Source organism: Streptomyces sp. NPDC014801 (assembly GCF_043082085.1).
Lineage (GTDB): Bacteria > Actinomycetota > Actinomycetes > Streptomycetales > Streptomycetaceae > Streptomyces.
The window spans coordinates 124,175-138,236 of the sequence record NZ_JBIBXG010000011.1 but is presented as its reverse complement, the minus strand read 5'-3'; the positions used below and the strand labels follow the sequence as shown (position 1 = coordinate 138,236).

9 protein-coding genes are annotated in these 14,062 nt (G+C 73.5%); all 9 read left to right on the top strand.

The window, feature by feature from the left end; genetic code table 11:
- Nucleotides 1-185: 185 nt before the first annotated feature.
- The 9 genes from ACF1AL_RS26470 (at nucleotide 186) to ACF1AL_RS26430 (ending at nucleotide 14,039) form a co-directional block, all read left to right on the top strand.
- On the top strand, nucleotides 186-4,463 hold the full coding sequence (locus ACF1AL_RS26470) for a HAMP domain-containing protein (RefSeq protein ID WP_391820211.1): 4,278 nt from the start codon (nucleotides 186-188) through the stop codon (nucleotides 4,461-4,463).
- A 7-nt stretch (nucleotides 4,464-4,470) separates the two neighbouring features.
- Nucleotides 4,471-6,945, top strand: coding sequence for a SpoIIE family protein phosphatase (locus tag ACF1AL_RS26465; RefSeq protein WP_391820212.1), 2,475 nt, complete (start codon nucleotides 4,471-4,473; stop codon nucleotides 6,943-6,945).
- 161 nt (nucleotides 6,946-7,106) lie between these two features.
- Nucleotides 7,107-7,508, top strand: coding sequence for an STAS domain-containing protein (locus tag ACF1AL_RS26460; RefSeq protein ID WP_391820213.1), 402 nt, complete (start codon nucleotides 7,107-7,109; stop codon nucleotides 7,506-7,508).
- Between the two features lie 310 nt (nucleotides 7,509-7,818).
- Nucleotides 7,819-8,718, top strand: coding sequence for an STAS domain-containing protein (locus ACF1AL_RS26455; RefSeq protein ID WP_391705769.1), 900 nt, complete (start codon nucleotides 7,819-7,821; stop codon nucleotides 8,716-8,718).
- A 20-nt stretch (nucleotides 8,719-8,738) separates the two neighbouring features.
- Nucleotides 8,739-9,119, top strand: a complete 381-nt coding sequence (locus tag ACF1AL_RS26450) for an STAS domain-containing protein (RefSeq protein ID WP_384202927.1) — start codon at nucleotides 8,739-8,741, stop codon at nucleotides 9,117-9,119.
- Nucleotides 9,119-9,559 (top strand): anti-sigma regulatory factor, encoded by a 441-nt coding sequence (locus ACF1AL_RS26445; protein WP_384202924.1) that lies wholly within the window; start codon nucleotides 9,119-9,121, stop codon nucleotides 9,557-9,559. The genes ACF1AL_RS26450 and ACF1AL_RS26445 overlap by 1 nt, the downstream gene beginning before the upstream one ends.
- Nucleotides 9,559-10,632, top strand: coding sequence for a SpoIIE family protein phosphatase (locus tag ACF1AL_RS26440; RefSeq protein WP_391705766.1), 1,074 nt, complete (start codon nucleotides 9,559-9,561; stop codon nucleotides 10,630-10,632). The genes ACF1AL_RS26445 and ACF1AL_RS26440 overlap by 1 nt, the downstream gene beginning before the upstream one ends.
- Nucleotides 10,629-12,350, top strand: a complete 1,722-nt coding sequence (locus tag ACF1AL_RS26435; RefSeq protein ID WP_391820214.1) for a PP2C family protein-serine/threonine phosphatase — start codon at nucleotides 10,629-10,631, stop codon at nucleotides 12,348-12,350. The genes ACF1AL_RS26440 and ACF1AL_RS26435 overlap by 4 nt, the downstream gene beginning before the upstream one ends.
- 321 nt (nucleotides 12,351-12,671) lie before the next feature.
- Nucleotides 12,672-14,039, top strand: a complete 1,368-nt coding sequence (locus ACF1AL_RS26430) for an NAD(P)/FAD-dependent oxidoreductase (protein ID WP_366841768.1) — start codon at nucleotides 12,672-12,674, stop codon at nucleotides 14,037-14,039.
- Nucleotides 14,040-14,062 lie beyond the last annotated feature (23 nt).

Below are 14,062 nucleotides of genomic sequence, written 5' to 3'. Positions count from 1 at the left end.
GGGTTCACGGACTCCACACATGATGCGTGACGTGCGCTTTTCGTGTGATCGTTGGTTGGCGGGATGCTGTGTTCCGGTGTCCCCGAGTGCGTTAGTCTTCGGCGGATTTCTCTCACCGCTTCAGCCTCCGCGCACCGCGGAGACACCCATCTGACAGCGGCTGTGACCTGGGAACGAGGGGACGGATGACCGGCAACACGACCGAGGGCGCGGACACGGTCCCGGCCGACCAGGAGCTCAGAAGGCTTCTGGTCGGCCTGACGGCGGTCCGGGACGGCGACTTCGGCACACGACTGCCCGACGATGTCGACGGCCTGATGGGCGACATCGCCAAGGTCTTCAACGGCATGGTCGACCAGCTGTCCGTCTTCACCTCCGAAGTGACCCGTGTCGCGCGGGAGGTGGGCACCGAGGGGACCCTCGGCGGCCAGGCGGAGGTACCGGGCGTCTCCGGCACCTGGGCGGATCTGACCGACTCCGTCAACGCCATGGCCGGCAACCTGACCACGCAGGTGCGCGACATCGCCCAGGTCGCCACGGCGGTCGCCAAGGGCGATCTGTCGCAGAAGATCGACGTGCCCGCCCGGGGCGAGATCCTTCAGCTGAAGAACACCGTCAACACGATGGTCGACCAGCTCTCCGCCTTCGCCGACGAGGTCACCCGCGTCGCCCGCGAGGTCGGCAGCGAGGGCCGCCTCGGCGGCCAGGCCCAGGTCCCGGGCGTCGCCGGGGTGTGGCGGGACCTCACCGACTCCGTCAACCTGATGGCGGGCAACCTGACCGCGCAGGTGCGCAACGTCGCCCAGGTGACGACCGCCGTGGCGCAGGGCGACCTGTCGCAGAAGATCACCGTCGACGCGCGCGGCGAGATCCTGGAGCTGAAGAACACCATCAACACGATGGTCGACCAGCTCTCCGCCTTCGCCGACGAGGTCACCCGCGTCGCCCGCGAGGTCGGCACCGAAGGACGCCTCGGCGGCCAGGCGGACGTCAAGGGCGTCAAGGGCACCTGGCGGGACCTGACCGACTCGGTGAACTTCATGGCGGGCAACCTGACCGCGCAGGTGCGCAACGTCGCCCAGGTCGCCACCGCCGTCGCGCAGGGCGACCTCTCCCAGAAGATCACCGTCGACGCGCGCGGCGAGATCCTGGACCTCAAGGAGACCATCAACACGATGGTCGACCAGCTCTCCGCCTTCGCCGACGAGGTCACCCGCGTCGCCCGCGAGGTCGGCACCGAGGGCCGCCTCGGCGGCCAGGCCCATGTGCGCGGGGTCTCCGGCACCTGGAAGGACCTGACCGACAACGTCAACGTGATGGCGTCCAACCTGACCAGTCAGGTGCGTTCCATCGCCCAGGTCGCCACCGCCGTCGCCAAGGGCGACCTCTCGCAGAAGATCACCGTCGAGGCCAAGGGCGAGGTCGCCGCGCTGGCCGACGTCATCAACACGATGGTCGACACGCTGTCGGCGTTCGCCGACGAGGTGACCCGCGTGGCCCGCGAGGTCGGCACCGAGGGCCGCCTCGGCGGCCAGGCGCAGGTGCCCAATGTCGCGGGCACCTGGAAGGACCTCACCGACAACGTCAACTCCATGGCCAACAACCTCACCGGCCAGGTGCGCAACATCGCTCTGGTGACGACGGCGGTGGCCCGCGGCGACCTGTCGAAGAAGATCGACGTGGACGCCCGCGGTGAGATCCTGGAGCTGAAGACGACCATCAACACGATGGTCGACCAGCTCTCCGCCTTCGCCGACGAGGTCACCCGCGTCGCCCGCGAGGTCGGCACCGAGGGCCGCCTCGGCGGCCAGGCCGAGGTGGAGGGCGTCTCCGGCACCTGGAAGCGGCTGACGGAGAACGTCAACGAGCTGGCCGGCAACCTCACCCGGCAGGTGCGGGCGATCGCCGAGGTCGCCAGCGCCGTCGCCGAGGGCGACCTCACGCGGTCCATCACGGTGGAGGCCTCCGGCGAGGTCGCCGAGCTGAAGGACAACATCAACTCCATGGTGGAGTCCCTGCGCGAGACCACGCGGGCCAACCAGGAGCAGGACTGGCTCAAGACGAACCTCGCGCGGATCTCCGGCCTGATGCAGGGCCACCGGGACCTGCCCGTGGTGGCCGAGCTGATCATGGACGAGCTGGTGCCGCTGGTCTCCGCCCAGTACGGCGCGTTCTACCTGGCCGAGGAGGGCCCCGACGGGCCCGAGCTGCGGCTGGTCGGCGCCTACGGTTGGCCCGACGACGACGCGCGGCCGACCCGGGTCCGGTTCGGGCGCACCCTGGTCGGGCAGGCCGCCCGCAGCCGCCGCACCATCACCGTGGACGAGCTGCCGCCGGGCTATGTGAGCATCTCCTCCGGGCTCGGCCAGATCCCGCCGTCCGCCCTGGTGGTCCTGCCGATCGTGGTGGAGGGCCAGGTCCTCGGCGTGATCGAGCTGGCCTCCGTGACCCCGTTCACGCAGACCCATCAGGACTTCCTCACCCAGCTGATGGAGACCATCGGCGTCAACGTCAACACGATCGTGGCCAACGCCCGCACCGACGAACTGCTGGGCGAGTCCCAGCGCCTGACCGCCGAGCTGCAGGCCCGCTCGGCCGAACTGCAGGTGCAGCAGGAGGAGTTGCAGCGCTCCAACGCCGAACTGGAGGAGAAGGCCTCCCTGCTGGCCGAGCGCAACCGCGACATCGAGGCGAAGAACCTGCAGATCGAGCAGGCCCGGCAGGAACTGGAGACGCGCGCGCAGCAGCTGTCGCTCGCCTCCAAGTACAAGTCGGAGTTCCTGGCCAACATGAGCCACGAGCTGCGCACCCCGCTCAACAGCCTGCTGATCCTGGCCCAGTTGCTCGCCCAGAACCCCTCGCGCAACCTGACCGCCAAGCAGGTGGAGTACGCGCAGATCATCCACTCCGCCGGCTCCGACCTGCTCCAGCTGATCAACGACATCCTCGACCTGTCGAAGGTGGAGGCCGGGAAGATGGACGTGGCGCCCGAGCGGGTGCCGCTGCAGCGCCTGCTCGACTACGTCGAGGCCACCTTCCGACCGCTGACCAGCCAGAAGGGCCTGGAGTTCCAGGTGACGACGGCGGCCGGCGCGCCCGCCGACCTGCTGACCGACGACACCCGGCTGCGGCAGATCCTGCGCAACCTGCTGTCCAACGCGGTGAAGTTCACCGAGCAGGGCGGCGTGGAGCTGAGCATCGAACCGGCGGCCGACGACGAGGTGCCGGCCTCCGTGATCCGGGGCGGCACGGTCGTGGCGTTCCGGGTGAAGGACACCGGCATCGGCATCCCGGAGCAGCACCTGGAGTCCATCTTCGGCGCGTTCCAGCAGGCCGACGGCACCACCAGCCGCAAGTACGGCGGAACGGGGCTCGGCCTGTCCATCACCCGGGAGATCGCCCATCTGCTCGGCGGCGCCGTGACGGTGGACAGCACCCCGGGGCGGGGCAGCACCTTCACCCTGTTCCTGCCCGTGGCCCGGGCCGACTTCGAGGAGGCGCTCGGCGCCGCCCGCCGGCCGGAGACCGCCGGGGACCAGGAATCGGCCGCGGTGGCCGAGCCGCCGGCCCCGGCCCGTTCGGCACTGGCGGCCGCGCCCCGGCCACGGCGCCTGCTGGTGCTGGAGGAGCGCCCGCGGGGCCTGCTGACGCTGGTCGCCGAGAGCGTGATCGCCGACATGGGGCAGGCCGGGGACGACGGCACCCCGGCACCGTTCGTCGAGCTGGTGACGGCGGTGGGGGCGCAGGAGGCCGCGGGGGCGCTGGCCGCCAAGCCGAGCCACTGCGTCGTCCTGGACCTGGGCATGCCCGAGGAGGAGACGCTCCGCTTCCTGCAGGCGCTGGGCGGCGACCCGGCGCTGGCGAACGTCCCGGTGCTGGTCCACCACGGCAGCCGGCGCTCCGGCGCCGCCCAGGAGAAGGCACTGCGGGAGCACGCCGGGGACCGGCCGCTGGAGTTCGTGGCCGGCCTGGACGAGCTGCGCGAGCGCATCACGCTGCACCTGTCCGCGGAGGAGCCCGGGGAGGCGCTGACGCTGGTGCGGCCCGAGGAGACACAGCCCGTGCTGCCCCGCCCCGCCGAGGGCGACGCGGCCGGGCAGACCGTCCTCGTCGTGGACGACGACGCGCGCAACCTCTTCGCGCTCAGCGGCATCCTGGAACTGCACGGCCTGCGGGTCCTGCACGCGGAGAACGGCCGCGAGGGCATCGAGACGCTGCTCGCCAACCCGGACGTGGGGCTGGTGCTGATGGACGTGATGATGCCCGAGATGGACGGCTACGCCGCCACCGCCGAGATCCGCGGCATGCCGCAGTACGCCGACCTGCCGATCATCGCGGTGACCGCGAAGGCGATGCCCGGCGACCGGGAGAAGAGCCTCGCCTCGGGGGCCAGCGACTACGTCACCAAGCCCGTCGACACCCACGACCTGATGGCCTGCGTCCGGCGCTGGCTGACCGCGTGAGGGCGTCATGAGTCTTCCCGCGGACCCGGCCGACCAGGCCGGAGCAGTGTCCGAGACGCCCGCGTCGGCGGCGGGCGCCTCGCCCGCCGTCCCCGCCGGCGCCGCGCCCGAGGAGTGGGACGCGCGCCATCCCACCTCACCCGCGGGCCGGCTCGCGGCCACCGTGGAACGGCTGCGCCGCGAGGTGCGGGCGGCGCAGGCCGAGGCGGAGGGGCGTGCCCTGGTCGAACTCGCCAAGGGCATCCTCGTCGAGCGCCTCGGCTGCGGGCCGGCCGAGGCGGCCCGGCAGTTGACCGAGCTGGCCGAGCAGGCCCGTCTGGCGCCGCTGGAGTTCGCCGTCGAGGTGATCAACCAGGCCGCCCGCGACCGGATGTCGGAGGTGGCGACCACCTTCCTGGACGCCGTCGCCACCGCCGCCGAGGCGGCCGGCGACTCCGGCGACACCGGCGAGGGCTCGGCGGCCGTCCGGCTGCGGGCGGCGGAGAGCGGCGCGCTGGCCGCCGACGACACCCAGGCCGTCGCCCAGTCCCTGCTGCAGCACGCCCTGCAGCCGCTGGGTGCCGTGGCCGTGGCGATCTGGTCCGCCGGGCCGGACGGTTCCCTCACGCTGGCCGGGAGCGCCGGGTTCGCCGCGGCCGAGGCCGCGCGCTGGCGTTACGTCCCGCCGGAGGTGGCGACCGTGGCGCGCCGCGGCCTGACCGAGCCGGAGGGGCAGTGGCTGACGTCCCTGGCTGCGAGCGGGCTGCCCACCATCGGCCGCCGGCAGCACCCGGACGGCGGGCGCGTGGCCCTGCCCGCCCGTACCGCGGGGCGCGTGCACGGCGTGCTGGAGATCGCCTGGCCCGAGCCGCTCGAACCGGTGCCGCCGCAGGTGGTACGGCAGGTGGAGGCGCTGGCGGAGCTGTGCGCCCACACGCTGCACACGCATGTGCCGGAGGGGGCCGCCTCCCCGGAGCCCAGGCTGCTGCCGGACGCGGCCGAGCTGATCGACCTGGCCGACGGGCTGCACGACCCGGCCCTGGTCCTGGTGCCGTACCTCGACGGTTCGGGGCAGCTGGCGGACTTCCGTATCCAGCACGTCAACAGCCGCTTCCTGGACCCGGCGGGCCGGTCGCGCGCGGTCGTGAGCGGGGCGCTGCTGCTGGAGGCCTATCCGATGGCCGCCGGCGAGAGCGACCTGTTCCACCAGATCGAGCGGGTCTACGCCACCGGTGAGCCGTTCCGGGCGCAGCGGATGAGCCTGACGGCGCTCGTGGACCAGGTGCCGCTGTCGGCGGTCGCGGACATCAGCATCAGCCGGCACGGCAGCTGTGTGCTGCTCATCTGGCGCATCGAGGACGAGGCGGCGCGGCTGGCCAGCCTGTTGCAGCACGCCCAGCGGCTCGGCCGGATCGGCGGCTTCGAGGAGAACGCGCTCACCGGGGAGATCACCTGGAACGGGCAGCTGTTCGACCTGTACGGCCGTTCCCCCTCGGCCGCCCCGGTCCCGCTGGAGGAGCTGGCCGCCCACGCGCATCCCGACGACTCCGTCGCCCTGGGCCGGTTCCTGCGCACCGTGCTGCACCAGCGGCGGCCGTCCTCGACGGCGTTCCGGCTGCAGCGGCGGGACGGGGTGACCCGCCACATGCGGATCGTCGCCGAGCCGGTGCTGGACACCGGCGGCCAGCTCGTCGCCGTACGCGGGGCGTACCAGGACATCTCCTCCCAGCACTGGACGGAGGTGGCGCTCGCCGCGACCCGGGACCAGCTCGCGCACACCGAGCAGCAGGCCAGTGAGCGCAGCCGGCTGGCGCTGCAGTTGCAGCACGCCATCATGCCGCCCACCCATGATCCGCTGGCGGTCCCGGGGCTCGAGGTGGCCGTCCGCTACCGGCCGGCCGAGACCGAGCACCTGGTCGGCGGTGACTGGTACGACGCCGTGATGCTGCCGTCGGGGCTGGTGCTGCTGTGCGTCGGCGACGTGGCCGGGCACGGCATCGAGGCCGCCACCAGCATGGTGGTGCTGCGCAACGCGCTGCGCGGCCTCGCGGTCACCGGGGCCGGGCCGGGACAGCTGCTGTCCTGGCTGAACATCGTCGCCCACCATCTGACCGGTGCCGTCACCGCGACGGCCGTGTGCGCGCTGTACGACCCCGAGCGGCAGACGCTGCGCTGGGCCAGGGCCGGGCATCTGCCGCCGGTCCTGGTGCGCGACGGCAAGGCGACGACCCTGCCGCTGGTGAAGGGCCTGCTGCTGGGTGCCGTACCGGAGGCGCCGTACGCGGAGGAGGAGATCGCGCTGTCCGCGGGCGACACGCTGCTGATGTACACGGACGGTCTGATCGAGCGGCGCGACCGGTCCGTGGAGGACTCGCTGGCCCAGATGCTGACCACGGCGCGCGGCGGCCCGTCCGCGCTGGACCGGCGCCTGGACCGGCTGCTGACGTACAGCCGGTCGGACACGGACGACGATACCTGCATCGTCGGGATCCGTGTGACCTGACCTGGGCGAACGGCCGGACGGGAAAGGGATGCATGGTCCGGCCGTTCGGGGGTAGCCGCCGGTGGGCGATGAAACGACCATTCACGGCAGCCCTGACCGGCGGGTGCACCGGCACCCGCCGGCCCGCCCGACCCGGCCGCCCGCTCTTGTTGGAGGTACCCGTGCCCCTTGCCCAGAATCCGCTGTCCGTCGAGGTCACCCTGCCCCGCGAGGACGTCGCCCTGGTCGTGGTCGAGGGGCATCTGGACCTCGACACGGCCACGGAGTTCCAGGCGCACCTGGCCAACCAGCTGCATCACGGCCGCCGGCACTTCCTCCTGGATCTGTCCGCGGTGCCGTTCATGGACTCCTCGGGCATGAACATCATCCTGCGCGTCTACCAGGAGGCCCGTGACCTGCCGGGGACCGTCCACGTGATCGCGCCCACCCCGGCGGTGCGGCGGGTGCTCGACCTGACCGGCGTGAGCATCACGGTGCCGATCTCGGAGTCCGTGGAGGGCGCGCTGGCGCTGATCGACAAGGGCCGCGAGGACGCCGAGGAGGCGGAGACGCCCCAGGCTTGACGGGGCACGGATCCGGCCGGGCCGCCGGCCGGATCCGCCTGTGAAAGTTCTCACCCCGGGGCGGCCGCGCCGCCGCCGGGGCCGTCGGGCTGTGCGCATCCGGGCGCGGCGGCCCCCGAACACGGGTTCCGGTGTCCGCCGCCTGTCGCACGGGCGGTCAACCGCCCTGCCGCGTCGGGGTTCAATGGCCGTGACCCGGTGTCGTCCACCGTCCCGGGATGGTTACAGTGGGCGCCCGGCAGAGATCACATCGCCGTCTCGTGGCCTTTCCAAGGCACCGGCGACGCACCGCAGATGAGGAGTGACACACGTGCCGGAGCACGAAGCGCCAGCCGACCACGGCTCGCCCGCACGGGATGTCGCGGCGTTCCTGCGCCGCCGCCGTGAGCAGATCGCCCAGCGGTGGGCCGACGAGCCGCTGTTCCGCACCGTGTTCACCGTCTCGCGCGACGAGGCGGTGGAGGCGGGCAAGGCGGTGGTGGACGCGCTGGCCGAGGTGGCCGCCTCCGAGCGGGTCTCCTCCCTCGACTCCCCGGGCTTCGCCGCCGTACGCGAGCAGCTCGGCCGGATGGGCGCCGCACGGGCCCGCACGGGCCTGAGCCCGGCGCAGATCTCCAACGAGGTCGACGGGCTGCGCCCGGCCGCCGTGGAGCTGCTGCTGAGCGACCTGGCCGAGGCGCCCGCGGACCGGGTGCGGGAGCGCTCCGACGCGCTGATCGTGCTGCTGGGCACGCTCCGGCTGGTCGTCATGGAGACCGCGGTGCTGGAGGGCCAGGCGCTGATCGACCGTCAGCGGCTGCAGCTGCTGGAGGTGGCGACGCCCGTGATCCGGCTGTGGAACGGCGTGGTCGCCGTTCCCCTGATCGGCACGCTCGACAGCGCCCGCAGCCAGGTCGTGATGGAGACGCTGCTGGAAGCGATCGTCGAGCAGAAGGCCCGCTTCGCCATCCTGGACATCACCGGTGTGGCCACCGTGGACACGCTGGTGGCGCAGCACCTGATGAAGACGGTGCAGGCGGCCGGGCTGATGGGCGCCGAGTGCGTGGTCTCCGGCATCCGTCCGGCCATCGCGCAGACCATCGTCCACCTCGGCCTGGACCTCGGCTCGGTGAAGACGCGGGCCTCCCTCGCCGACGCGCTGGCCTACGCCCTGGAGGAGCTGGGCGTCGGCATCACCGGCCCGAAGCCCGGCGGTGCGGGTCCGCGGTGACCGAGGGTTTTTCGCATCCGATGGGCGCGGGGCACGTACCGGTGCTCCGGCTCGGTGACGTCCTCCTGGTCACGCTGCAGGGGGACCTCTACGACAGCATGGCCCAGCAGCTGCTGCAGGACATCACCGAGGCGATCTCGCGCAGCCCGGTCGCCGGGGTCGTCATCGACCTGTCCGGTGTCGAGATCGTCGACTCCTTCCTCGGGCGGGTGCTGGCCGAGATCGCCGAGAACGCCCGGCTGCTCGCCGCGCAGACGGTGGTCGCCGGGATGCGGCCCGCCGTCGCGATCACGCTGGTGGAGCTCGGGCTGACGCTGCCGGGGCTGCGCACCGCGCTGACCACGCAGGCCGCGCTGGAGAAGCTGACCGGGCCCGACGGCCCCCTGCCGGGGAGCCGTTGATGGAGACGGCTGCGGGTGTCGAGGCCCGTCTGCCGATCCGGTCGGACATGGATCTGGTCTGGGTGCGCCAGCACATCCGCCAGGCCGCCGCGCAGATCGGCTTCGGCCTGGTGGACCAGACCAAGCTGGTGACCGCCGCGAGCGAACTGGCTCGCAACACACTGGTCCACGGCGGTGGCGGCGAGGTGCACACCGCGCCCGTGTACAGGGGGAACGTGCGGGGTCTGCGGCTCACCTTCACCGACCAGGGACCGGGCATTCCCGACCTGGAACGGGCGCTGACCGACGGCTACACCTCCGGGGACGGGCTCGGCATGGGGCTGGGCGGGGCGCGCCGGCTGGTGCACGAGTTCGCCATCGACAGCACCCCGGGCGCCGGCACCACGGTCACCGTGACGTCCTGGGCGGTCCGTACGCCCCTGCCGCGTGAGGAGCGCTGATGGCCCGCGTGTGGGACGTGCCGGTCCAGGACTCGACGCGGGTGCGCGACGCCCGGGTCGCGGCGGAGGGCGCGGCCGCGCTCGCCGGACTGGACGAGCGGCGGACGGCCGCCGTGGCGCTGGTGGCGACCGAGCTGGCCACCAATCTGCTCAAGCACGCGGGCGGCGGCCTGCTGCTGGTCGACGTGGTTCCGCCGCCGGGCCGGCCGGCCGCGGCCGAGGAGGCGGGCGTGGTGCAGATCGCCGCTGTCGACCACGGCCCGGGCATCGCCGACGTGCCCGCGGCGCTGCGCGACGGCTTCTCCACGACGCACTCGCTCGGCGCGGGCCTCGGCACCTGCCGGCGGGTCGCCGACGACTTCGACCTGTACAGCGTGCCCGGCCGCGGCACGGTGGCGCTGGCCCGCGTCGGGCCCGCCCGGCCCGCGCCCGCGCTCGCCCACGAGGACGTCCCGGACGCCCCGACGGCCCGGGCCGGCGGCGTCGTCGTGCCGTTCGCCGGGGCGGACTTCTCCGGTGACGCCTGGGCGTGGGCGCGCTCCGGGGACCGGCTCACGCTGATGCTGGCCGACGGGCTCGGCCACGGCCCCGAGGCGGCCCGGGCGTCGGCCGCCGCGGTGCGCGAGCTGCACCGCTCGGCGCACCTGCCGCCGCCCGAGCTGCTGCGCCGGATGCACGGCGAACTGTCCGGCACCCGCGGCGCGGCCGTGGCGCTGGCCCAGCTGGAGACGGGCGCGGCCCGGCTCCGGTTCGCGGGCGTGGGCAACATCGGGGCGCGGCTGCGCGACGGCGACGGCTGGCGTGCCCTGCTGTCCCGGCCCGGCATCGTGGGCGTGCACCGGCCGGCCACGCTGGCCGAGACCCTGCTGCCGTGGTCGGCGGACCGGGTGCTGATCCTGCACAGCGACGGTCTGCCCAGCCGGTGGGTGCCGCCCGCCGACCCGGCCCTGCTGGCGGCCGATCCCGCGGTCGTCGCCGCCGTGACGGTCCGTGACGCGAGCAGCAGCGCCCGCCCGGTGCGCGACGACACGGCCGTGGCCGTGCTCGCGCCGAACCCGCCGGAGCGTCCATGATCCGTACCTGGCAGATCGACTCGGTCACCGACGCGGCCCGCGCGCGGATCGCCACCGCCCGGGTGGCGGCCGCGCACGGCGTGTCCGCGCTGGACCGCACCCGGCTCGCGGCGGCCCTGAGCGGGCGGCTGCGGCAGTGCCTGACCAAGGGCGGCACCTGGCGCCTCACCCTGGAGCCGGACGCGGCCGAGGGCCTGCTGCACGCCGTCGTGGAGCCCGCGCCGGACACGGACAGTGCCGGCGAGGGGCCGTGGCGGACGTCCGTGCCCTGCCCGGAGCCCGGGGACGGCACCGGCGTGGCCGGCGTGCCGGACGACGGTGAGCTGTTCGCGGAGGCGCTGCTGGGCGCCGACGAGGACACCGCGCTGGTGCTCGGCAAACTCGCCGAGCAGGAGGACCTGGTCGCCTTCCACCGGGAGGAGCTGCACCAGACCAACCAGGGCGTGCTGGCGTTGCACGCGGAGCTGGACGCGGCCGGGCGGGCGCAGCGCGAGGCGTTCGCGGCGGAACGCGCGGCCCGGGAGGAAGCGGAGCGGGCGCGGCGCCGGCTGCGGTTCCTGGCCGACGCGAGCGCGGAGCTGACGGCCTCCCTCAACCACGAGGAGATCGTGCGCCGGCTGCCGCGGCTGCTGGTCCCGGAGTACGCCCGCAGCGTCGACGTATGGCTGTTCGACGGGGAGGGCGAGCGCGCGCCCGGGTCCCCGCCGGTGGCGCATCCGGCCGCGGCGGTGGTCGCCGCGCGCACCGGGCGGCCGCAGTACGCCGCCGACCATCCCGGCGGGCTGCCCGGTGTGGACGACCAGCCGCCCTCCGCGCTGGATCCGCTGCGGCCGCTGCTGTGCGTGCCGCTGTCGGCCCGGCGGGCGCCGCTGGGCGTGGTGACGCTGTCGCCGCCCGGGGAGCGCTGGGACCCGGACGACGCGGTGATGCTGATCGAGCTGTTCCGCCGCGCGAGCACGGCGATCGACAACGCCCGCCGCTTCGAGCACAACCGGGACATCGCCGAGACCCTGCAGCGGGCCCTGCTCACCGAGCTGCCCGTGACGCCGGGGCTGCGGCTCGCGGCACGCTATCTGCCGGCCACGTACGGGCTGAACATCGGCGGTGACTGGTACGACGCGTTCCTGCAGCCCGACGGCGCGCTGATCACCGTCGTCGGGGACGTCACCGGGCACGGGCTGCACGCGGCGGTGATGATGAGCCAGCTGCGCACCGCGCTGCGGGCCTACGCCGTGGACGGCAGCAGCCCCGGCCGGCTGCTGACCCGGCTGCACCGCTTCCTGCACCATCTGCAGCCCGATCTGTACGCGACGGCGGTCATCGCCCGGTTCCACCCCGCGGAGGCGAGCCTGACGTGGGCGGCCGCGGGTCATCCGCCGCCCGTGCTGCGCGGCCCGGACGGGCGGGTGCGCACCCTGGACGACAAGCCCGGCGCGATGCTCGGCATCCCGCTGGAGCAGGAGATCGCCGACCACACCGTGCCGCTGGAGCCCGGTTCGACACTGGCGCTGTACACCGACGGCCTGGTGGAGCGGCGGGCGCAGGGCATAGACCCGGGCATCGGCCGGCTGGCCGACGCGCTCGGCGCGTTCCCCGCGCACGAGCTGGAGCGCGACCTGAACGGCGCCGCCGACCGCATCCTGCCGCCGCTGCTGAGCGACTCGGAACGCGACGACGACGTCTGCCTGCTGCTGTGTCACCTCGCGGCGGCGCTCTGACGCACGCGCGCGTGCGCTGTCGGGATTTTCTTCCGGCTCGCTCCGCCGGGCGCCCGCGCGCGGGTGCGATACGGCTCCCCGGCCCCTCCCGCGCCCGTGCGAAGGCTCCCCGCGCCGGGCTGACCTGCGGTCAATCCCGCGGAAACGGCTCCCTGGGCGGCGGGAAGGAGCAGACTGGGGCTGTCGCGGGTTCGTCTGCCTGCCGCACCCGACTGGCGCGCCGGCCGCGAACACGGTGGGATCGATGAGGTGCGAAGCAGCGATCCGGCGGGCACCCGCACAGGCGTCGATCAACCGCCCGGAGCCGCAGAAGGGAAGACCATCGTGACACGACCCAGGATCCTGGTGGTGGGCGCGGGCTTCGCGGGAGTGGAGTGCGTACGGCGCCTGGAGCGCAGGCTCTCCCCCGGCGAGGCCGATCTCACCCTGGTGACACCGTTCTCCTATCAGCTCTATCTGCCGCTGCTCCCCCAGGTCGCCTCCGGAGTGCTCACCCCGCAGTCCATCGCCCTGTCGCTGCGCCGCAGCCGCAAGTACCGCACCCGGATCATCCCGGGCGGCGCGATCGGCGTCGACCTGAAGTCCAAGGTGTGCGTGATCCGCACGATCACCGACGAGATCGTCAACGAGAGCTACGACTACATCGTGCTCGCTCCCGGCAGCGTGACCCGCACCTTCGACATCCCCGGGCTGACCGACAACGCCTTCGGGATGAAGACGCTCGCCGAGGCCGCCTACATCCGCGACCACGTCATCTCCCAGCTGGACCTCGCCGACGCCAGCCACGACCCGGCCGAGCGCGCCGCGCGCCTGCAGTTCGTGGTCGTCGGCGGCGGGTACGCCGGCACCGAGACCGCGGCCTGCCTGCAGCGGCTCACCTGCAACGCGGTCAAGCGCTACCCGCGCCTGGACCCGAAGCTGATCCGCTGGCACCTCATCGACGTCGCCCCGAAGCTGATGCCCGAGCTCGGCGACAAACTCGGCCGCAGCGCCCAGGAGATCCTCCGCAAGCGCGGCATCGAGATCTCGCTCGGGGTCTCCATCGACAAGGCGGGCCCGACCGAGGTCACCTTCACCGACGGCCGGGTGGTCCCCACGCACACCCTGATCTGGACGGCCGGTGTCGTCGCCAGCCCGCTCATCGCCACCCTCGGCGCGGAGACCGTGCGCGGGCGGCTGGCGGTGAACGCCGAGATGAACCTGCCCGGCCACGACGGGGTGTTCGCGCTCGGCGACTCGGCGGCCGTGCCGGACCTCGCCAAGGGCGACGACGCGGTGTGCCCGCCGACCGCGCAGCACGCCATGCGGCAGGGCAAGGTCGTCGCCGACAACGTCATCGCCACCCTGCGCGGGCACGCGATGCGGCCCTACGAGCACAAGGACCTCGGTCTCGTCGTCGACCTCGGCGGCAAGGACGCGGTGTCCAAGCCGCTCGGCATCGAACTGCGGGGCGTGCCCGCGCAGGCCGTGGCCCGCGGCTACCACTGGTCGGCGCTGCGCACCGGCGTCGCCAAGGCGCGGGTGCTGACCAACTGGACCCTCAACGCGGTCGCCGGCGACGACTTCGTGCGCACCGGCTTCCAGGCGCGCCGCCCGGCCAAGCTGAAGGACTTCGAGTACACCGACACGTATCTGACGCCGGAACAGGTGCGGGAGCGCGTGGAGGGGGCCCAGACGTCCGGGCAGTGAGGCGGTGCACCGTGTTCGCGCAC